The organism is Pseudomonas fluorescens (assembly GCF_001648775.1).
GTDB classification, from domain to species: domain Bacteria; phylum Pseudomonadota; class Gammaproteobacteria; order Pseudomonadales; family Pseudomonadaceae; genus Aquipseudomonas; species Aquipseudomonas fluorescens_M.
The window spans coordinates 94,291-116,005 of sequence record NZ_LVEJ01000005.1 but is presented as its reverse complement, the minus strand read 5'-3'; the positions used below and the strand labels follow the sequence as shown (position 1 = coordinate 116,005).

At 57.2% G+C, this 21,715-nt stretch carries 16 protein-coding genes and 1 tRNA gene; 8 read left to right on the top strand and 9 right to left on the bottom strand.

The window, feature by feature from the left end:
• Positions 1-59 precede the first annotated feature (59 nt).
• Positions 60-584 carry a DUF962 domain-containing protein gene (locus A8O26_RS07650; RefSeq protein ID WP_064117460.1) on the top strand — a complete coding sequence of 175 codons (525 nt, stop codon included), beginning with the start codon at positions 60-62 and terminating at the stop codon, positions 582-584.
• Between the two features lie 108 nt (positions 585-692).
• Here A8O26_RS07650 and A8O26_RS07645 read toward each other — a convergent pair whose 3' ends face one another.
• The 6 genes from A8O26_RS07645 to dibA all read right to left on the bottom strand — a co-directional run bounded on the left by A8O26_RS07645 (position 693) and on the right by dibA (position 7,106).
• Positions 693-1,682 carry a sulfate/molybdate ABC transporter ATP-binding protein gene (locus A8O26_RS07645; RefSeq protein ID WP_064117459.1) on the bottom strand — a complete coding sequence of 330 codons (990 nt, stop codon included), beginning with the start codon at positions 1,680-1,682 and terminating at the stop codon, positions 693-695.
• 3 nt (positions 1,683-1,685) lie between these two features.
• Positions 1,686-2,558: a sulfate ABC transporter permease subunit CysW gene (cysW, locus tag A8O26_RS07640; RefSeq protein ID WP_034151824.1), complete on the bottom strand. Its 873-nt coding sequence runs from the start codon at positions 2,556-2,558 to the stop codon at positions 1,686-1,688.
• Positions 2,559-2,570: 12 nt separating this feature from the next.
• Complete coding sequence (cysT, locus tag A8O26_RS07635; RefSeq protein ID WP_008080019.1) at positions 2,571-3,389, bottom strand: sulfate ABC transporter permease subunit CysT; 819 nt, start codon at positions 3,387-3,389, stop codon at positions 2,571-2,573.
• Positions 3,390-3,562: 173 nt separating this feature from the next.
• Entirely contained in the window at positions 3,563-4,576 is a 1,014-nt protein-coding gene (locus A8O26_RS07630; RefSeq protein ID WP_038367242.1) for a sulfate ABC transporter substrate-binding protein, read from the bottom strand.
• 136 nt (positions 4,577-4,712) lie between these two features.
• Positions 4,713-4,895, bottom strand: a complete 183-nt coding sequence (gene oscA, locus A8O26_RS07625; RefSeq protein WP_007917682.1) for a sulfur starvation response protein OscA — start codon at positions 4,893-4,895, stop codon at positions 4,713-4,715.
• Between the two features lie 291 nt (positions 4,896-5,186).
• The gene (gene dibA / locus A8O26_RS07620; RefSeq protein ID WP_064117458.1) at positions 5,187-7,106 is read right to left on the bottom strand and encodes a phosphodiesterase DibA; all 1,920 of its coding nucleotides are present in this window, start codon (positions 7,104-7,106) and stop codon (positions 5,187-5,189) included.
• A 146-nt stretch (positions 7,107-7,252) separates the two neighbouring features.
• Between dibA and desA the strand changes: the two genes are divergently transcribed.
• Together desA and A8O26_RS07610 are read left to right on the top strand one after the other, a co-directional pair.
• The gene (gene desA / locus A8O26_RS07615) at positions 7,253-8,437 is read left to right on the top strand and encodes a delta-9 fatty acid desaturase DesA (RefSeq protein WP_064117457.1); all 1,185 of its coding nucleotides are present in this window, start codon (positions 7,253-7,255) and stop codon (positions 8,435-8,437) included.
• A 143-nt stretch (positions 8,438-8,580) separates the two neighbouring features.
• Complete coding sequence (locus A8O26_RS07610) at positions 8,581-9,570, top strand: GGDEF domain-containing protein (protein WP_064117456.1); 990 nt, start codon at positions 8,581-8,583, stop codon at positions 9,568-9,570.
• A 138-nt stretch (positions 9,571-9,708) separates the two neighbouring features.
• On the opposite strand, the gene A8O26_RS07605 is transcribed toward A8O26_RS07610, so the two are convergent.
• From A8O26_RS07605 to gabD, 3 genes are all read right to left on the bottom strand, one after another.
• A complete protein-coding gene (locus A8O26_RS07605; protein ID WP_064117455.1) occupies positions 9,709-10,920 on the bottom strand; it encodes a response regulator in 1,212 nt (403 codons plus the stop codon).
• A gap of 137 nt (positions 10,921-11,057) precedes the next feature.
• A complete protein-coding gene (gene gabT, locus A8O26_RS07600; protein ID WP_007917687.1) occupies positions 11,058-12,335 on the bottom strand; it encodes a 4-aminobutyrate--2-oxoglutarate transaminase in 1,278 nt (425 codons plus the stop codon).
• 185 nt (positions 12,336-12,520) lie between these two features.
• On the bottom strand, positions 12,521-13,963 hold the full coding sequence (gene gabD / locus A8O26_RS07595) for an NADP-dependent succinate-semialdehyde dehydrogenase (RefSeq protein ID WP_064117454.1): 1,443 nt from the start codon (positions 13,961-13,963) through the stop codon (positions 12,521-12,523).
• A 442-nt stretch (positions 13,964-14,405) separates the two neighbouring features.
• Here gabD and A8O26_RS07590 point away from each other — a divergent pair.
• From A8O26_RS07590 to A8O26_RS07570, 5 genes are all read left to right on the top strand, one after another.
• Positions 14,406-14,482: transfer RNA gene (locus A8O26_RS07590), tRNA-Arg, on the top strand.
• 150 nt (positions 14,483-14,632) lie between these two features.
• Positions 14,633-17,671, top strand: a complete 3,039-nt coding sequence (locus tag A8O26_RS07585; protein ID WP_155740645.1) for a type I restriction endonuclease subunit R — start codon at positions 14,633-14,635, stop codon at positions 17,669-17,671.
• The gene (locus A8O26_RS07580) at positions 17,661-18,953 is read left to right on the top strand and encodes a restriction endonuclease subunit S (RefSeq protein ID WP_064117453.1); all 1,293 of its coding nucleotides are present in this window, start codon (positions 17,661-17,663) and stop codon (positions 18,951-18,953) included. The genes A8O26_RS07585 and A8O26_RS07580 overlap by 11 nt, the downstream gene beginning before the upstream one ends.
• Entirely contained in the window at positions 18,950-20,071 is a 1,122-nt protein-coding gene (locus A8O26_RS07575) for an AAA family ATPase (RefSeq protein ID WP_064117452.1), read from the top strand. Before A8O26_RS07580 ends, A8O26_RS07575 begins: the two co-directional genes overlap by 4 nt.
• The gene (locus A8O26_RS07570; RefSeq protein ID WP_064117451.1) at positions 20,068-21,690 is read left to right on the top strand and encodes a type I restriction-modification system subunit M; all 1,623 of its coding nucleotides are present in this window, start codon (positions 20,068-20,070) and stop codon (positions 21,688-21,690) included. The genes A8O26_RS07575 and A8O26_RS07570 overlap by 4 nt, the downstream gene beginning before the upstream one ends.
• The last annotated feature ends 25 nt before the right edge of the window (positions 21,691-21,715 follow it).

Below are 21,715 nucleotides of genomic sequence, written 5' to 3'. Positions count from 1 at the left end.
TGACAGAGCGAACCCTGATCCCGAGGGATGATGCGATCAACCCTACTGGAGGAACAACAATGAAAAGCCTCGTCGACCACCTCAGTCAATACGCCGCCTACCACCGTGATCCGCGCAACATCGCCAGCCACTTTATCGGCATTCCGCTGATTGTGGTGGCTGTGGCGGTTTTGTTGTCGCGGCCGGAATGGACGCTGGGCGGGTTGTGGATATCGCCAGCGGTTGTGTTGGCGCTGGCCTCGGCGTGGTTTTACCTGCGTCTGGAAGTGAAGCTCGGGGTTTTGATGACGGTGCTGATGGGGCTGTCAGTCTGGGCCGGGCATGTATTGGCGCAGCAGAGCACGATGGTCTGGCTGAGCAGCGGGCTGGCGATGTTTGTCGTTGGCTGGGTGATCCAGTTTGTCGGGCATCACTATGAAGGGCGTAAGCCGGCGTTTGTCGATGACGTCAGCGGGCTGATTGTCGGGCCGTTGTTTGTGGTGGCCGAGCTGGCGTTCATGCTCGGGATGCGGCACGAGCTGAAAGAGCAGATCGAGGCGCGGGCGGGGGTGGTGCGGGTCAATCCGAATCGTGCGGCTGTCTAGACCGCATTCGCGAGCAGGCTCGCTCCCACAGTGGATGGGTGTTGAACACAAAATTTGTGAACAACCAAAATCCCTGTGGGAGCGAGCTTGCTCGCGAAGCTTTTGATCTTAAAGGCTGGCGATTTTCTGCCAGACCTTCGGTTTGAAGAACAGGGTTTCACCCTTGGCCAAACCGATCAGGCTGTCGTGATCTTTTACCACTTCGGCCTCGATCAGATCAGTCTGCCCTTCCACCTTCAACGTCACCCGCGTAGTCGCGCCCAACGGCCGGATATCACGCACCTCTGCCGCGTGGTGATCCTCCAGCTCATGCCTGGACAACGACACTTCATGCGGGCGGAACAGCACGTGATTGTCGTCGCTCAACAGCAAGCGGTTCGAATCGCCGAGGAAGTGATAGACGAAATCGCTGGCCGGGTTTTCGTAGACGTCGCCCGGTGAGCCGATCTGCTCGATCACGCCCTTGTTCATCACCACGATGCGGTCGGCGACTTCCATCGCTTCTTCCTGGTCGTGGGTCACGAACACCGAGGTCAGGTTGATGTCTTCGTGCAACCGCGCCAGCCAGCGGCGCAGTTCTTTACGCACCTTGGCGTCGAGCGCGCCGAACGGCTCATCCAGCAGCAACACTTTCGGCTCCACCGCCAAGGCGCGGGCCAAAGCGATGCGCTGGCGCTGACCACCGGACAACTGCTCCGGATAACGATCCGACAGCCAGTCCAGCTGCACCATGTTCAGCAGCTCGTGAACCTTGACCGCGATCTGGCTTTCGCTCGGGCGCTGGTTTTTCGGCTTCATGCGCAGGCCGAAGGCGACGTTGTCGAACACGGTCATGTGGCGGAACAAGGCGTAGTGCTGGAACACGAAACCGACGTTGCGATCACGCACGTCGTGGCCAGAGACATCTTCACCGTGGAAGACGATGTTGCCCTGATCCGGGGTTTCCAGACCGGCGATAATCCGCAGCAGCGTGGTTTTGCCGCAGCCCGACGGGCCGAGCAGCGCGACCAGTTCACCGCTGTGAATGTCCAGGCTGATGTTGTCCAGCGCCTTGAACGCGTTGAAGTTCTTGCTGACGTTACGCACTTCGATCGACATGAATTATTCCTCCGCGGCGCTGGCGCGCAGGCGGTTGATACGGTTTTCGCTCCACTGCTTGGCCAGCAGGATGAAGAGCGCCAGGATCAGCAACAGGCTCGCCACGGCGAACGCGGCCACGTGGTTGTATTCGTTGTAGAGGATCTCGACGTGCAGCGGCAAGGTGTTGGTCACCCCGCGAATGTGCCCGGAGACCACCGACACCGCACCGAATTCACCCATGGCCCGCGCGGTACACAGCACCACGCCATAGATCAGGCCCCACTTGATGTTCGGCACGGTGACGTGCCAGAACATCTGCCAGCCATTGGCGCCGAGCAGGCGCGCGGCTTCTTCTTCCTGCGTGCCTTGTTCCTGCATCAACGGGATCAGCTCACGGGCCACGAACGGCACGGTGACGAAGATCGTCGCCAGCACGATGCCCGGCAAGGCGAAGACGATCTGGATGTCGTGATCCTGCAGCCACGGCCCGAACAGGCCCTGCGCACCAAACATCAGCACGTAGACCAGACCGGCGATCACCGGCGACACCGAGAACGGCAGGTCGATCAGCGTCACCAGCATGCTCTTGCCGCGGAACGAATATTTGCTCACGCACCAGGCGGCACTGACGCCGAACACCAGGTTCAGCGGCACCGAAATCAATACGGCGAACACGGTGAGTTTCAGTGCCGACAGTGCATCCGGTTCAAAAATCGCGGTGAAGAATGCACCGAGGCCATTCTTCAAACCCTGCGATACGACGATGAACAACGGCAGCAGCAAAAACAGGAAAAAAACCAGCCAGCCAAGGCCGATCAGGACTCTGCGCGAAGTGGCACTGCCACGGCGTGCAGCATTGGCCGAAGAGGCGGCCGCAATAGACGATTGGGACATGTTCGCGCCTCCTTATGGGGTTTCGATGCGCCGCTGCAGCAAGTTGATCAGCAGCAACAGGACGAAGGAAACCACCAGCATCAGCACGCCGATGGCGGTAGCGCCGGTGTAATCGTATTGGTCGAGCTTGACCATGATCAGCAGCGGCAGGATCTCGGTTTTCATCGGCATGTTGCCGGCGATGAAAATCACCGAACCGTACTCGCCAACGCCCCGCGCGAACGCGAGAGCAAAACCGGTCAGCCACGCGGGCAGCAGCGCGGGGACCAGAATGTGGCGGAACACCTGCAACGGCTTCGCGCCGAGGCACGCGGCGGCTTCTTCGACTTCACGGGGAATGTCGGCCAGTACCGGTTGCACCGTGCGCACCACGAACGGCAGCGTGACGAAGGTCAGCGCCAGGGTGATACCGAGCGGGGTATAAGCGATTTTGAAACCGAGGTCAGCGGCGAATTGCCCGACCAGACCGGCTGGCGCGTACAGCGCGGTCAGCGCGATACCGGCCACGGCGGTCGGCAGCGCGAATGGCAGATCGATCATCGCGTCGATCACCTTGCGCCCCGGGAAGGTGTAGCGCACCAGCACCCAGGCCAGCAGCGTGCCGATGATGCCGTTGATGATCGCGGCGCACAGCGCGGTGCCGAAGCTCAGCTTCAACGCCGCCAGCACGCGCGGTGCGGAGATGATCGCCCAGAACTGATCCCAGGTGAGTTGAGCGGCGTGGACGAACATTGCCGCCAGCGGGATAAGCACAATCAGGCTGAGGTACACCAAGGTGTAACCCAGCGTCAGCCCGAAGCCGGGTATGACGGGGGAGATACGACGCGACATAAAAGTCCTTGGTTAAAAAGCATTCCGCTGAACGCACCAATGTGGGAGCAAGCTTGCTCGCGAAGAGGGAGTATCAGTCAACTCTACGTCGTCTGACACTCCGCTTTCGCGAGCAAGCTCGCTCCCACATTTTCCGCGCCTGGCTTCAGGCTTGATGTGTGGCTGAAGTCAGATTACTGCGCCTGATAAATCTGGTCGAACACGCCACCGTCATTGAAGAATTTCGGCTGCGCGGTTTTCCAGCCGCCGAAGTCCTTGTCGATGGTCACCAGGTCCAGTTTCGGGAACTGCTGGGCGTACTTCGCGGCCACGTCCTTGTCACGCGGACGGTAGAAGTTCTTCGCAGCAATTTCCTGACCGGCCGGGCTGTACAGGTGCTTCAGGTAGGCTTCGGCGATCTGCTCGTTGCCCTTCTTCTCGGCGTTCTTGTCGACCACGGCCACTGGCGGCTCGGCGAGGATCGACAGCGAAGGCACAACGATGTCGAACTTGTCGGCGCCGCCATCTTCTTTCAGCGCCAGGAACGCTTCGTTTTCCCAGGCCAGCAACACGTCACCCTGACCGTTGTTGACGAAGGTGATGGTCGAACCGCGTGCACCGGTGTCGAGAATCGGCACGTGCTTGAACAGGGTCTGTACGTATTCTTTGGCTTTGGCTTCGTCACCGCCGTTGGCTTTCAGGCCGTAGGCCCATGCGGCGAGGAAGTTCCAGCGCGCGCCACCGGAGGTTTTCGGGTTCGGGGTGATCACCGAGACGTCGTTCTTGACCAGATCGCCCCAGTCCTTGATGCCTTTCGGGTTGCCCTTGCGCACCAGGAACACAATGGTCGAGGTGTACGGCGTGCTCGCTTCCGGCAGACGCTTCTGCCAGTCGGCGGGCAGGGTCTTGCCGAGTTTGGCGATTTCGTCGATGTCACCAGCCAGGGCCAGAGTCACGACGTCAGCGCGCAGACCGTCGATGACCGCGCGGCCCTGTTTACCCGAACCACCATGGGATTGCTGAATTTTCACGGTGTCGCCGGCGTGATCTTTCTGCCAGAACTTGATGAATTCAGCGTTGTAGTCCTGATACAGCTCGCGCGTCGGGTCATACGACACGTTGAGCAACTCGTAATCCTTGGCAACCGCGGAACCGGCAAACACAGCGCTGGCCAGGGCGGCCAAAGCGTAACGGCGAATCGACGACATGGTGAAAGCTCCTGGAATTCTTGGTGGTGGCTTTTTCTTATGTATTGCGCAAATCGGGTGTGTCGGTTCAAAGATCGCCGCCTGCGGCAGCTCCTGCATCAATCTCCCCGCAGGAACTGGCGCAGGCGGCGATCTTTCAGCCCGGTTGCTTACCGGGTTGCTGCAAACGGAATTTCTCTTTGCGTTCGATCTGCACGACTTGCGCGTTATGCACAGTGATCTCCACCGCGCCGAAACGCAGATCGCGCAGGGCGCTCTGGATTTCACGCAAGATGGTGCTTTCGTCCTGACCGTCAACGCTGCGAAGGGATGCGCTCATGGTGCTGCTCCTTTGAATGGGATTTGCCTGACAGTGGGCGGCACTGCGTTCGGCGTGGGAGCAATATAAGAGAGGCACGGATATTCTTAAAAAGACTATTTAAGAATGTTTATATAACTAGAAAACATTATGTGGCCGGGCAAGGGTTTGCGCGCTGTTCGCGGCTCATAAGAACACCACAACCCCCTGTGGCGAGGGAGCTCGCTCCCGCTGGACTGCGCAGCGGGCCCAAGAAAACTGCGAGCGCTTCGCACTCGAGCGCGAGCAAGCTCCCTCGCCACAGATTCGGGTTCAGCCGATAAAGGGCGCACGCGCCCAATCGATATCCGCCGCAGGACTCGGCCGCCCAAACCAGTAGCCCTGCCCCAAATCACACTCCTGCCCCAGCAAAAACGCCGCCTGCTCAACCTGTTCGATACCCTCGGCATGGACTTGCATGCCCATGCTGCGCGCCAGCGCGATAATCACCCGGACAATCGCCGCGTCATCCTCATCCCACGGCAGCCCGGCAACGAAACCCTGATCGATCTTGAGCTTTTGCACCGGCAAGCGCTTGAGTCGTAACAACGATGAATAGCCAGTGCCAAAATCATCGATGGCCAGACGAATGCCCAACTCACGCAACCGGTGCATCTGCTCCAGCGCCACTTCCGGATCATCCATCACCGCGCTTTCCGTCACTTCCAGCTCCAGATACGCCGGATCCAGCCCGGTGTCGTGCAGCACCTGCGCCACCTGCTGATACAACTCACGGCGGGCAAACAGGCGCGACGAGACATTCACCGCGACAAACGACAGCACCACTCCGGCCTGCTGCCATTGGCACATCTGCCGACACGCTTGCTGCATGACCCAGGCGTCGATTTCAGCAATCAAACCGGTGCGTTCGGCAATCGGGATGAACTCCGCAGGCGAGACCAGACCGCGTTGCGGATGCTGCCAGCGCACCAACGCTTCGACGCCGATCAGGCGACTGGTTTTCAACTCATGCACCGGCTGGTAGTAAACCCGCAGTTCTTGCTGTTCCAGCGCGCGGCGCAGTTCGAAAGCGATTTCGACCCGTTGCTGAGCGTGGGCGGTGAGTTCTTCGGTGTACAAGGCGTAACCGTTGCGGCCGCTGCTCTTGGCCTTGAACAGCGCCGCATCGGCGTTGCGCAACAGTTGATCGGCGCTCAACGCATCGCTGGGGAACAGGCTGATGCCGATACTCGCGTTAATGAACAATTCGTGGCCATCGATGCAGAACGGCTCCTTGAGCGCGTCGAGGATGCGCTGGGCCAGTGCCGCCGCCTGCCCTGGCTGTGGACAGCTTTCTGCGAGCACGGCGAACTCATCGCCGCCAAGCCGCGCCAGGGTAATCACAGGTCCGAACAGTTCCTGTAACCGCGCCGCAACGGCTTTGAGCAAGCGGTCACCGATGTTATGGCCGAGGCTGTCGTTGATCATTTTGAAGTGATCGAGATCAAGCATCAGCAAGGCACAGCCACGCTTGTGGATCTGCGCCGACGCCAGCGCCTGCTCGGCGCGGTCACTGAACAGCAGGCGATTGGGCAGGTCGGTCAGCGGATCGTGGTGCGCAAGATGTTTCAGCTCATGCTCGGAGTCCTTGATCGCGCTGATATCGGAAAACACCGCGACGTAATGGCTGAGGCGGCCCTGATCATCGTGAATGACCCGGATGGTCTGCCACTGTGGATAAATCTCGCCGCTTTTGCGCCGGTTCCAGATCTCGCCGCTCCATTCACCCTGCGATTGCAGCGTGGCGAACATCGACTGGTAGAAACCCGGCGGATGGTGGCCGGACTTGAACAGGCTCGGCTGCTGGCCGAGGACTTCTTCGCGCTGATAGCCGGTGATTGCCATGAACGCGCGGTTGACGTGCACGATCAATCCATCACGGTTGGTCACCAACACGCCCTCGCGGGTGCAATCGAACACGGCCGCCGCCTGGCGCAAGCGTTCGCGATCGGCGTGACGCTCACGCAAGCGGGCACCGATCCCGAGGAACTCGCACAAACGCGCCCGCGCCAGGAAGATCAGCCCGGCGCTGAGCGCCGCAAACACATAACCGTTGATCAGTTGCCATCGGGCAAGATCGACGGAGTTATCGAAGAAATTGTTTAATAAATGATCAGTGCCTTGCAGCCAGATAGCGGCAAGCACGAGATAGAGCAGCGCTGCACGCAAAGCATCGCGGTAAGTGGCAGGCATTCGGCTGTCCATGTCCCTACAAAAAGGTTGGAATTATAGGTCAAGAAACATCCAGCGACTCTTATCTGAAAGGGCGACTGGTTTTATCTGTGTGCTTGGTGATAATGCAACGGCTGTTTTTATCTTTATCGAGGGCCCTATAGCCTATGTGGTACGAAGGTTTTCTTGGCTTGTCGGCCTGGTCTCTGGTCGCGGTCACCCTGCTGATGACCCACGTGACAATTGTCGGCGTCACGGTCTATCTGCACCGTTACTCGGCCCATCGCTCGCTGGAGCTGAATGCCGGCCTGAAGCACTTTTTCCGTTTCTGGCTGTGGCTGACCACGGCGCAGAACACCCGCGAGTGGACCGCCATCCACCGCAAACACCACGCCAAGTGCGAAACCGAAGATGACCCGCACAGCCCGGTCATCAAAGGCCTTTCCACCGTACTGCGCACCGGCGCCGAGCTGTACCGTGCCGAGGCGCAGAACCCGGAAACCCTGCGCATCTACGGCAAGAACTGCCCCGAAGACTGGATCGAACGCAACGTCTACAGCCGCTACCCACTGCTGGGCGTGGCGATCATGGGCGTCATCGACCTGCTGCTGTTCGGCACCATCGGCATCACCATCTGGGCGATCCAGATGATGTGGATCCCGGTGTGGGCTGCCGGCGTGATCAACGGTCTGGGCCATGCCGTTGGCTATCGCAACTTCGAATGCCGCGACGCGGCAACCAATCTGGTGCCTTGGGGCATCCTGATCGGCGGCGAAGAACTGCACAACAACCATCACACCTACCCTAACTCGGCAAAACTGTCGGTGAAGAAGTGGGAGTTCGATCTCGGTTGGGCGTGGATCAAAGTCTTCAGCTTCCTGCGTCTGGCCAAGGTCCAGCGTGTAGCGCCGATTGCCCACCGCGTCGAAGGCAAGGGCAGTCTGGACATGGACACCGCCATGGCGATCCTCAACAACCGCTTCCAGATCATGGCCCAGTACCGCAAGTTGGTCATCGGCCCGCTGGTCAAGCAAGAACTGGCCAAGGTCGATCATTCGGTGCGTCACCAGTTCCACCGCGCCAAGCGTTTGTTGTCGCGGGAAACCAGCCTGCTGGAAGATCGTCACCACTTGCGCATCCAGACCATGCTCGAGCACAGCCAGGCGCTGAAGGTAATTTACGAAAAACGCCTGGCCCTGCAGCAGATCTGGGTCAAGACCAGCGCAAATGGCCACGACATGCTCGCCGCCATCAAGGAATGGATTCACGAGGCAGAAGCCAGCGGCATCCAGTCCCTGCGTGAATTCGCTGACCAGTTGAAAACCTACTCGCTGCGCCCTGCGGCGGTCTGAGACCGTTGATCGGTGCACCCGGCTCCCGGGTGCACCCTTCGGAACTTCGCTAAAAATCGCCTATCTCAAAGACACTTCGCCATCCCGGCGGGCTGTACTGTGGCCGTTGTCGAATTGCGGCACGTCCTTTGAGATCTGTGCCGATGGTCAATAACAACCAAAAAGACTCATCCCTCCCGCAGTGGCCCGAGGCCGCGCAAACCCTCATGGCGTTGATGCACGCCCAGGGCGAAGTCGCCCGTCTGAGCGAACGCGAACAGCTGTTTAGCTCGCTGCTGGTCAGCGTCAACGCCGTGCTCTGGGCGTTCAACTGGGAAACCCGGCAGGTGCTGTACGTCAGCCCCGCCTACGAACGGATTTTCGGCCGCTCCGCCGGCCTGTTGCTGGCCGACTATAACCAGTGGCGCGACAGCATTTACCCCGATGACCTGGAATACGCCGAACGCAGCCTCGCCGAAGTGCTGCACAAGGGCGCGGTGGAAGATCGCGAATACCGGATCATCGCCGCCGACGGCCAGGTGCGCTGGCTCAGCGACAAATGCTTCATCAACCGTCAGGACGAACCGGGGCAACCGGTGATCATCGTCGGCATCGCCGAGGACATCACCGACAAGAAGCAGATGGAAACCGAGCTGCATCGCTTGGCGACCACCGACGTGCTGACGCAAAGCAGCAACCGCCGACACTTCTTCGAATGCGCTAACCGCGAATTTGACGAGGCGCGTGTGCAAGGTTCGCAAATGGCCTTTCTGCTACTGGATATCGATGATTTCAAAATGATCAACGACACCTACGGCCATCCGGAAGGCGACAACGTGCTGCAACGGATTGCCGAGTGCGGGCGCGGGTCGTTGCGTCGAGGGGACCTGTTCGGACGGATTGGCGGGGAGGAGTTTGCCGCAGTGTTTCCCGGCTGCGCGCCGGACATGGCCATGCAAGTGGCCGAGCGGTTGCAGCAAGAGATTCAGCGTTTGAGCTTCAGCCATGACGGACAGACGTTTGGCATCACCGTCAGCCAGGGGCTGACCAGCCTGACCGAGGCAGACGAAAGCCTCGACAGCCTGTTCGCCCGCGCGGATGCGGCCATGTATGAGGCCAAGCGACAGGGCAAAAACCGCATCATTTCTGCCTGAGCCCAATACCTAAACCCAACACATGACTACTGTGGGAGCGAGCTTGCTCGCGAAGGCGTCTTGTCTGTCAACGTAGCGCTGAATGACACACCGCTTTCGCGAGCAAGCTCGCTCCCACAGAGTCAGTGCTGATGCAGGTTATTTGCGCATCCGCATCAATTCCGGCAAGCCAATCTTCAGCAAACGCGCCGTGCGGCTCTTCGCCAGTTCCTCAACGCCCTCATGCTCAGTCAGATGCGCCATCTGCGCCGCCATGTTCATCACCAGCGCCTCACGCGAATACACCCCGCCACCGAGCTGGTAGACCGACGCAATCAACTCACGCAGTTCCAACGGTAATCGCCAGCGGGTGCGCAGCGCCGAACCGTAAGCCGCACCAAATTCCGCCAGCGCCTCGCCGACTTCCTCCAGTTCATCCAGCTCACCACCGGCCTGCTGCCATTCCTGCAAACAACGCAGCAACGCCAGATCGCCGAGACGATGCAGCATGCCCGCGCAGTAGCAGCGCTCCTGATCCAGATCGAGCAAGCGCGCCAGCGTGCGCGCGTATTCTGCGGTGTGCAGCGACAGCCCCCAGTAGCGCTCGGCGTAATCCGCCAGACACGGATCGCTGAGCCTGGCGCTGCGCTTGAGTGCCAGCCCCAGAATCAGGTTCATGCTCTGTCCGGTGCCCAACCGATGCAGGGCCTGCGCCAATGTTTGCACCGGCGCGCCATGGTGCTGCGCCGCGCTGTTGGCCGCCGCGATCAGTACTGCGGTGATTTGCGGGTCGGTTTTGATCTCATCTTCCAACAGCTTCAGATCAAGGCCATCGGGATTGAGGCTGCGCTTCACCGCCACTTGCACGTCGGTCATCAGCGGCGCGCCATCGGCCTGCTCACGGCGGCGTTCAAGAAACACCGACAAGGTCATGCCTGGCGCCAGTGCCGGCACTTCGCAAAATACTTCTTCACCGGCATTGAGCAACAAACCCTGCAAACGCTCGGTCAGGCTTTCCATGTTCAAGGGTTTGGTCAGATACGCCGTCGGCGCCAGCGGAATCGCTTCGCGCACGCTGGCACTGTCATTGCGGCTGCTCATCAGAATGAACGGCAACGGCGGATTGCGTTTGCGCTGACGGACGCTGCGCAGCACATTCAGACCATCGACGCCGGGTAGCTCCCAGTCGACGATGGCGAGGTCATAGGGCACTTCGCTGAGCAACGACATGGCTTGCTGGCCATCGGCACACAGGTCCAGCCGCGCATCGCAACGCACGTTCAGCAGCACGTGTTTGAGCAGGTCGCGAGACCATGGGTCAGCCTCGGCGATCAGCACTCGAGGTACGGCGGGTAAATCAACGGCAGTCATGCGCGCTCTCCCTTGCAATGCCTGAACCTTAGCCAATGCTGGCCATTCGATACAGCGCTAATGCGCCCGATGTGTTTCAGAGGGCGTAAAAAAACCCGCCGAAGCGGGTTTTTTGTCGATCAGGTCACACGGGGTGATCAGAGCTCGGAGAAGCACTCTTCGATGATCGCCAGACCTTTATCCAGTTGCTCGTCCGGCGAGGTCAGCGGTACCAGCACGCGCAGAACGTTGCCGTAAGTGCCGCAGGACAGCAGGATCAGGCCCTTGTCGCGCGCCTTGGCCACCACCGACGCTACAGCAGCAGCGTTCGGCTTGTGGCTGTCGCCATTTTCGAACAGCTCGACCGCGATCATCGCGCCGAGGGCACGGACTTCGCCGATCACCGGGTACTTGGCCTGGATAGCTTTCAGGCCAGTGACCAGACGCTCGCCGACAGCCTTGCAGCGGTCCAGCAGTTGCTCTTCTTCGAACACTTCCATTACCGCCAAAGCAGCGGCGCAAGCGATCGGGCTACCGGCGTAGGTGCCGCCCAGGCCGCCTGGTGCGATGGCGTCCATGTATTCGGCCTTGCCGCACACACCGGCCAGCGGGAAGCCGCCAGCGATGGATTTGGCGAAAGTGGTCAGGTCGGCAGCAACGCCCATCTGTTCCATGGCGAAGAACGTACCGGTACGGCCAGCACCAGTCTGTACTTCGTCAGCGATCAGCAGGATGCCGTGCTGGTCGCACAGCGCGCGCAGACGCTTCATGAATTCCTTCGGCGCGACGTAGAAACCACCTTCGCCCTGAACCGGCTCGATGATGATCGCGGCGATGTCTTTCGGCTCGGCGTCGTTCTTGAAGATGCGTTCGATGGAAGCGATCGAATCGTCAATGCTCACGCCGTGCAGTTCGTTCGGGTACAGCGCGCGGAAGATGCCGCCTGGCATCAGGCCCATGCCGGCCGAGTACGGCACGACTTTACCGGTCAGGCCCAGGGTCATCATGGTGCGACCGTGGTAGGCGCCGGTGAAAGCGATAACGCCAGCGCGGCCAGTGGCGGCGCGGGCGATTTTCACGGCGTTTTCTACGGCTTCCGAACCGGTGGTGACCAGCAGGGTTTTCTTGGCGAAATCACCTGGCACCTTGGCGTTGATCTTTTCGCACAGCTCAACGTACGGCTCGTAAGCCAGCACCTGGAAGCAAGTGTGGGTCAGCTTGTTCAGCTGTTCGGTCACGGCAGCGATGATTTTCGGGTGCACGTGGCCAGTGTTCAGTACAGCGATGCCGCCGGCGAAGTCGATGAACTCACGACCTTCAACGTCAGTCACGGTAGCGTTTTTTGCCGACTCAGCGAAGATCGGGTGAATCTGGCCAACACCACGTGGAACAGCTGCGGTACGACGGGCCATCAGTTCAGCGTTAGTCTTGCTCATTACAGTCCTCATTCGCCGCTCATCGGGCGGCGTGGTTCAAGGATTAAGCGGGAGAAATCGACGGTGGCAGCATGCGATGATCGACTGCCACGGCGTTCCTGGCCGCAGAGAAAATTCCGGTTTGAAACGACGCAAAGGGACAGCGCTCTCGTGCCCTTTGCGTTTGCAGCGATCCTTGTCCGGGCTTAGATGCCCAGGCAGAGGTATTTGATTTCCAGGTAATCTTCGATGCCGTACTTGGAGCCTTCACGACCCAGGCCCGAGGCCTTGATGCCGCCGAACGGCGCGACTTCGTTGGAGATCAGCCCGGTGTTGACGCCGACCATGCCGTATTCCAGCGCTTCCGCGACACGGAATACACGACCGAGGTCGCGAGCATAGAAGTACGAAGCCAGACCGAACTCGGTGTCGTTGGACATCGCGATCACTTCGGCTTCATCTTTGAAGCGGAACAGTGGCGCCAGTGGACCGAAGGTTTCTTCCTTGGCCACGGCGGCGTTCTTCGGCACGTTGGTCAGGATAGTCGGCTCGAAGAAGTTGCCTTCCATTTGCTTGCCGCCAGCGAGTACGGTGGCGCCTTTGGATACAGCGTCAGCGATGTGCTCTTGCACCTTGGCCACGGCTTTTTCGTCGATCAGCGGACCGGTGGTGGTGCCGTCTTCCAGACCGTTGCCGATCTTCAGTTTGGCCACGGCCACTTTCAGCTTCTCGGCGAATGCATCGTAGACCGAGTCCTGAATGTACAGACGGTTGGCACAGACGCAGGTCTGGCCGTTGTTGCGGTACTTGGAAATGATCGCGCCTTCGACGGCCTTATCCAGGTCCGCGTCGTCGAACACGATAAACGGCGCGTTGCCGCCCAGTTCCAGCGAGACTTTCTTGATGTCCTTGGCGCATTCCGCCATCAGTTGACGACCGATTTCGGTCGAACCGGTGAAGGACAGCTTGCGCACGATCGGGTTGCTGGTCAGCTCGCTGCCGATGTCGCCGGCGCTGCCGGACACGACGCTGAACACGCCCGCAGGAATGCCGGCACGCTGAGCCAGTTCTGCCAGGGCGAAAGCGGAAAACGGCGTTTGCGAAGCCGGCTTGAGCACCATGGTGCAACCGGCAGCCAGTGCCGGGCCGGCTTTACGGGTGATCATCGCGGCCGGGAAGTTCCACGGGGTGATGGCTGCGGTCACGCCGATTGGCTGCTTGATCACGATCAGGCGCTTGTCTGGCTGGTGACCCGGAATCACGTCACCGTAGATGCGCTTGGCTTCTTCGGCGAACCACTCGATGAACGAAGCGGCGTAAACGATTTCACCCTTGGCTTCGGCCAGCGGCTTGCCCTGTTCGAGGGTCATCAGGCGCGCGAGGTCGTCCTGGTTCTCGATCATCAGTTCGAACCAGCGGCGCAGCTTGCCAGCACGCTCTTTGGCGGTCAGTGCACGCCAGGCTGGCAGCGCTTTGTCTGCAGCTTCGATGGCACGGCGGGTTTCAGCGGCGCCCATTTTTGGCACGGTACCGAGGATTTCGCCGGTGGCCGGGTTGTTGACCTTGATCGTCTGACCGTTGTCCGCATCGACCCAAGCGCCATCAATGAAGGCTTGCTGGCGGAACAACAGGGTGTCTTTAAGCTGCATGTCGGCTTTCCTTAACAGCACCGCGGCCTGCGCGGAGCAAATTATGATTGTAGAAAGGCGCCTCGCAAGGCTGCCGTCAGGGAAATCAGTGACCGGGTGTGGCGCATCAACCGTGGACATTTCGAACCACCAGCGCGGCAACACCCAGCCTAAGAGCGTTTGAAATCTCAAACGGATCGTAGGATCAAAGGGGGTAAAGGACAATAGGTCGTTCGAAAAAAAGAACAAAAACGCCGTGTTTGTGGAAATTTTCAGATCAACGAGCAAAAAGCTCCAGCCGCAGGCAAAACTTAGATCAGTCCCGGGAAAGCGCCAAGCGAGGGTTTTGCAGGACGTTACAGCTTTATGGAATGCAGCGATTTGCGCCGACACGCGCACTGACAATACCTGCTCAAACCCAGCATGGACGCCCCGAGCCGACCTAGGTATGATGTCGCCCGCTGCACCAGTAGCTCAGCTGGATAGAGTACTGCCCTCCGAAGGCAGGGGTCGTGGGTTCGAATCCCGCCTGGTGCGCCATTGATTTAAACGAGAAAGCCTCAGGCCCTTTGGGTTTGGGGCTTTTTTGTGCTTTACGAAAAATCAAACTGGTTGAGTCTGATTCGAGTGTGCGGTAACAACAATAGTCATGTTTTACTACTGGCCATACGAAGATTGCAGAGCACCATCATGAGTGAGCAAAGAATCGAACAAGGCTTTATCGACAAGCTAATTGAGCTCAAATACAGCTACCGCCCAGACATCACAGACCGCGCCTCGCTAGAGCGAAATTTTCGCGAGAAATTCGAGGCCCTCAACCGTGTTCGCCTCACTGATGGCGAATTTGCTCGCCTGCTCGACGAGATCGTTACCCCTGATGTGTTTGCTGCTGCGCGTATCCTGCGCGAGCGTAATGCCTTCACCCGCGAAGACGGCACGCCGCTGAACTACACACTGGTCAATATTAAAGACTGGTGCAAAAACACCTTCGAGGTGGTCAATCAGCTGCGCATCAACACCGACAACAGCCACCACCGTTTCGATGTGCTCATCCTCATCAACGGTGTGCCGTGCGTTCAAGTTGAGTTGAAAACGCTGGGTATTAATCCGCGCCGCGCCATGGAACAAATCGTCGAATACAAAAACGATCCCGGCAACGGCTACACCAAATCCTTGCTTTGCTTCCTGCAGATGTTCATCGTCAGCAACCGCGACAACACCTACTACTTTGCCAACAATAACGCCCGTCACTTCTCGTTCAACGCCGATGAGCGCTTCTTGCCCATCTATCAGTTTGCTAACGAGGCGAACAAAAAGATTACCTACCTCGACCGCTTCGCCGAGACCTTCCTCGTCAAATGCACGCTTGGCCAAACAATCAACCGCTACATGGTGCTGATAGCGAGCGAGCAAAAGCTCATGATGATGCGCCCGTATCAGGTCTATGCCGTCAAAGCCATTGTCGACTGCATCGAGCAAAACTGTGGCAATGGCTATATCTGGCACACCACCGGTAGCGGCAAAACACTCACGTCTTTCAAAGCGTCCACCTTGCTCAAGGACAACCCGGAGATCGAGAAATGCCTCTTTGTAGTGGACCGCAAAGACCTCGACCGCCAGACCCGTGAGGAATTCAACAAGTTCCAGGAAGGCTGCGTCGAAGAAAACACCAACACCGCTGCACTGGTGCGTCGGCTGCTGTCCGAGGACTACGCAGATAAAGTCATCGTCACCACAATCCAGAAGCTCGGTCTCGCCCTTGATGAAAGCAGCAAACGCAACAAGCAGCGCCAACGCAACGACCAGCCCACCTACAAAGAGCTGTTGGCCCCACTGCGCGACAAACGCATTGTGTTTATCTTCGATGAATGCCACCGCTCCCAGTTTGGGGATAACCACAAAGCCATCAAAGAATTCTTCCCCAAGGCCCAGCTTTTTGGCTTTACCGGCACGCCCATCTTTGAAGAGAACGCCTCACGGGTAAAAGTGGAAGACCAGCAGGCGTCTTACCAAACCACGAATGAGCTGTTCCAGAAGCAGCTACACGCTTACACCATTACCCACGCGATTGAAGACGCCAACGTGCTGCGCTTCCATATCGATTACTTCAAACCAGAAGGCAAGAAAACACCCAAGCCAGGGGAAGGTTTAGCCAAGCGAGCCGTGGTAGAAGCCATTCTCGCCAAACACGACATGGCTACCGCGCAGCGCCGTTTCAATGCCATTTTGGCGACGGCCAGCATCAACGACGCCATCGAATACCATAGCCTGTTTGCCGAACTGCAACACGCCAAACAACTGGCCGACTCTGACTACCAGTCGCTGAATATCGCATGCGTATTCTCGCCGCCTGCCGAAGGCAATGCGGACGTCAAACAAATTCAGGAAGACCTGCCGCAAGAAAAGCAGGACAATGAAGAAGATCCAGAAGGCAAAAAAGCGTCGCTCAAAGCCATCTTGGCCGACTACAACGGCCGCTACGGCACCAACCATAGCATCAGCGAGTTCGACCTCTACTACCAAGATGTGCAAAAGCGCATTAAAGATCAACAGTGGCCAAATGCCGACCACCCGCATGCGCAGAAAATCGACATCACCATCGTAGTCGACATGCTGCTAACCGGCTTCGACTCCAAATACTTGAACACCCTGTACGTGGATAAAAACCTTAAGTATCACGGTTTGATCCAGGCCTTCTCGCGTACCAACCGTGTGCTCAGTAGTACTCAGGCACCGGACAAGGGCCCTACTGGGATAAAACCGTTCGGCAACATCCTCGACTTCCGCCATCAGCAAGAGGCCGTGGACGCAGCCGTCAGCCTATTTTCTGGTGAAGAGTCCAGCCCACAGGCCCGGGAAATTTGGCTGGTGGACAAAGCCCCCGTGGTGATTGAAAAACTACAGGCTGCCGTACAAAAGCTAGATGATTTTATGCAATCGCAAGGCGTAGCCTGCGCGCCGGAGGCCGTGCATAACCTGAAAGGCGACGATGCCCGTGCCGCTTTTATCAGCCACTTCAAGGAAGTGCAGCGCCTCAAAACCCAGCTCGACCAATACACTGACCTCACCGCGGACAACGCCGCCGCCATCGAACAGATTCTGCCCAAGGACAGCCTGCTGGGGTTTCGCGGTGCCTATCTGGAAACAGCCCAGCGCCTCAAAGCCCAGCAAGATAAGAACAGCAAAAACCCCGATGACAAAAACGATGCAGTGGACCAACTCGATTTCGAATTCGTGCTATTCGCCTCTGCCGTAATCGACTACGACTACATCATGGGTCTGATGTCACGCTTCTCGCAGCAAGAACCCAGTAAGCAGAAGATGAGCCGTGATCAGCTTATTGGCCTGATCCAAGCAGATGCCAAGTTTATTAACGAGCGCGAAGACATTGCCGCCTATATCGCCACTCTCAAGGCTGGTGAGGGCCTGAGCGAAACGGCTATTCGCGAAGGCTACAGCCGCTTTAAACAACAAAAAGACGCTGCCGAACTCGCTGATATTGCGAACAACCACCGGCTAGCCCCAGCCGCCTTGCAAAATTTTGTCGAGGGCATTCTGCAGCGTATGGTCTTCGACGGCGAACAACTCAGCGACCTTATGGCCCCGCTCGACCTCGGCTGGAAAGCCCGCGCCCAGGCCGAACTGGCGCTGATGAAACAGCTGCACGGCTTACTTATTAAACGCGCCCAAGGTCGCGAAATTTCAGGACTGAGCGCTTATGAACAGTAAGACAAATACAACCGGCGCAAAGGAAGAAAGCAAGGCTACGCTGGTGCCGAAACTTCGGTTTCCGGGCTTCGACGAGCCTTGGTCATATGACCCGCTCTCGAAGGCCCTCAAAGAACACAAAATAAAGAACACCGCCGGCCGTGATGTTTTTTCGGTTTCGATGGAATACGGGATCGTCAACCAGATTGAGCTCTTGGGCCGCAGTTTCGCAGCCGCCGACACGTCCAACTACACGATAGGTAGACGCTTTGATGTGGTTTACACGAAGAGTCCGTTGAAGGCTTTCCCGTTCGGAGTTGTAAAACAATGCAAATTCGACGGCGAAGTAGCACTCTCGCCTCTTTACGGCGTCTTCACGCCGCTCAACCAGCATCTAGGGTTGATGATCGAAGCTTATTTTGAATCGCCAAACCGGTCGAAGGACTTTCTTTCGCCTCTTTGCCAAAAGGGTGCGAAGAATACGCTCCAAATCACAAACACGACTTTCCTTTCTGGCCGTTTGCCGCTTCCGACGCAATCAGCCGAACAACAAAAAATCGCCGAGTGCCTGAATTCGGTGGACGAGCTGATTGCCGTGCAAGCCCGCAAAGTGGCGGCACTCAAGTATCATCAAAAAGGGCTGATGCAGCAGCTTTTCCCCCGCAAAGGCGAAACCCAACCTCGGTTCCGCTTCCCCGAATTCCAAACCGCGGAGGGGTGGGAGATGAAGACGATAGGAGACATTTTCGACACATCCGCAGGTGGGACGCCAGAGCGTTCTAAATTGGAATATTGGAATGGCTCAATTCCGTGGGTGACAACATCTCTAGTAGATTTCAATGTCATCAGCTGCGCAGAAGAATTCATTACTAATGAAGGTTTAAAAAACTCTTCGGCAAAGTTATTTCCCAAACATACAGTGCTGGTCGCGCTGATTGGGCAAGGAAAAACTCGCGGAAAAGTCGCATTACTCGACTGCGAAGCGTCGACTAACCAGAACTGTGCCGCAATCCTACCAACTGAGGTCGTGATTCCTAACTTCACTTTTCTGAATTTGTGTAGCCGCTACGAAGAGATTCGAGCACTAAGCAACACTGCTGGACAGGGGAGTTTGAGTCAAGGACTCATACGCACTCTCCCGTTCGGCTTTCCGAAAGACAAAGCCGAACAACAACGCATCGCCTCGTGCCTCACCAGCCTCGATGACCTGATCGCCGCACAAATCCAAAAACACGAAACCCTTAGGTCACACAAGCAAGGGCTTATGCAGCAACTTTTCCCGACTCAAGAGAAGGTGGCATGAATCACGCAATAATCGCCAACGAGCTTGCGGGGGCTAAGGAGCAGATCGTGCTCATCTACGCCTTCAACGCGACCGGAAAGACAAGATTGTCCGTTGCTTTCAAAGACGCCACAAAGAGCGCAGATGGCACCCATACTGGTGTCTACTACAATGCTTACAGCGAAGATCTTTTTATATGGGACAACGATTCTGAAAACGGTGAAGCAAACGTCCAGCTAGATATTCGAAAGAGTAGCTTGAATCGCTTTCACAGCTCACTCTCTGAAGATGACATCCGCAACAAGCTGAACAGATTCCGTCCAGATTACAGGTTTGACTTCATCCCTCACGACAACCCTGAAGATGGGATCAAGTCTGTGCTGTTCTTTGATGAGGTCGCCGACCCGAAAGATCCAAACAATATTTCAAAGGTACCGCGCAAAATTTCGCGGGGCGAAGAAAGGATTTTTGTTTGGTGCTTTTTTCTCGCCCTTTTTGAGGTCGAGGGATGGGCAGACAAGCAGTCTTCCCACTTCTTCATTGACGATCCTGTTTCGAGCCTGGACGACCACAATATATTCATCACGGCCTCAACCCTCTTTGACTTGATTGAAGAGCACTATAAAGCGCGGAAATTCGTCATCACCACCCATCACATCGGTTTCTTTTCAGTAATGTCAGACTGGCTGATGAAGGGTGAGAAGGCCTCTAAATTCAAAGACAAGGCGCGAGTTTGCACTCTCAGCTCAAAGAGCGGTGAAATTTCACTTGAGAGCTGCCGTAAGGATGTCTTTCTCTACCACCTCCGCCTTCTTCAAGTTTTGGAGCAGGCGCACGCTGCAGGTGAAGTGAAGTCCTATCACTTTGCACTGCTTCGTCAGGTCTTAGAAAACGTTGCTTCGTTCCTCGGGGTAGGACAGTTTGGCTATGTCCTCCAGCAGATAGGAATCGAGGATGCTGATGAAGTAGCTACCATCGTTAACACGCTCTCGCACAAAAAAGTTTACTATTTCGAATCCGATGAAGTAGTGCCCGACAACTTGAAGACCTTTGACAAGATATTCAAAGGCCTCAAGGAAAAGTACAACTTTGTGCTGCACGCGCCAGCGCCCGTATCAGTTCCCCTAGGCACGCCATGAACGACACCAACCAAAAGAAACTGGGCTCCACCCTCTGGGCCATTGCCGACCAACTTCGAGGAGCTATGGATGCGGACGACTTTCGCGACTACATGCTGTCCTTCCTTTTCCTGCGCTATCTCTCCGACAACTACGAGATAGCGGCCAAGAAGGAACTTGGAAAAGACTATCCAGAGTTACCCATCGACGTTTTGCAAAAAACGGGGGCATCGACTCCTCTGCAAGTCTGGTATGAGGAGAACAAAGCGGACATCCCAGCCTTCGAGAAGCAGATGCGCCGTAAGGTGCATTACGTCATTGAGCCGGTGCACCTGTGGAACAGCATCGCTAATATGGCCCGCACCCAGGACTATGACCTGCTCACAACTCTGCAAGCGGGCTTTAAATACATCGAAACTGAGTCCTTTGAGAGCACCTTCCAAGGCCTTTTCTCAGAAATCGATCTGGGCTCCCCCAAGCTGGGTAGGAGCTATACGGAGCGCAACGCTAAGCTCTGCACCATCATCCAGAAGATCGCTGAGGGGCTGGCGGACTTTTCCACAGATAGTGATGCACTGGGCGATGCCTATGAATACCTGATTGGCCAGTTTGCCGCAGGCTCGGGCAAGAAAGCGGGCGAGTTCTATACGCCCCAACAGATGTCCGACATCCTATCCGCCATCGTCACCCTGGACAGCCAGGCCCCTAATACCGGCCCGAAAAAACGCTTGGAAAGCGTATTGGACTTTGCCTGTGGCTCTGGTTCGCTGCTGCTTAACGTACGCAAGCGTATGGGCGCGCATGGCATTGGCAAGATTTATGGCCAGGAAAAGAACATCACCACCTACAACCTGGCCCGCATGAACATGCTGCTGCACGGGGTGAAAGACACCGAGTTCGAAATTTACCACGGCGATACCTTGAGCAACGACTGGGACATTTTGCGCGAGCTAAACCCGGCTAAAAAACCCGCGTTCGATGCAGTCGTCGCCAACCCGCCCTTCAGCTACCGCTGGGACCCAACAGAAGCCATGGCCGATGACGTGCGCTTCAAAAACCACGGCCTGGCTCCGAAATCGGCTGCCGACTTTGCCTTTCTGCTGCACGGCTTTCATTTTCTGAAAGACGAGGGCGTGATGGCCATCATCCTGCCCCACGGCGTGCTGTTCCGTGGCGGTGCCGAGGAACGCATCCGCACCAAGCTGCTAAAAGACGGTCATATCGACACTGTGATCGGCTTGCCCTCCAACCTGTTTTATTCAACAGGTATCCCGGTGTGCATTCTTGTGCTCAAAAAGTGCAAGCAACCGGATGACGTGTTGTTTATCAATGCGGCTGAACACTTCATTAAAGGTAAGCGTCAGAACCAACTAACCGATGAGAACATCACCAATATCATCGAAACCTACCAGTTCCGTAAAGAGGAGCCTCACTATGCCCGCCGGGTTGAGATGGGGGAGATCGAGAAGAACGGCTACAACCTGAATATTTCTCGCTACGTCAGCATGGCAAGCGCAGAGGCAGAGATTGATTTACAAAAAGTGAACACCGAACTGGTCACACTGGAAAAAAAAATTCAGGCGTCACGGGACAAACACAATGCCTTCTTGAAAGAGCTGGGACTGCCACCCTTAGTGTGACCGCAATGCGATTTAATGGGACCAT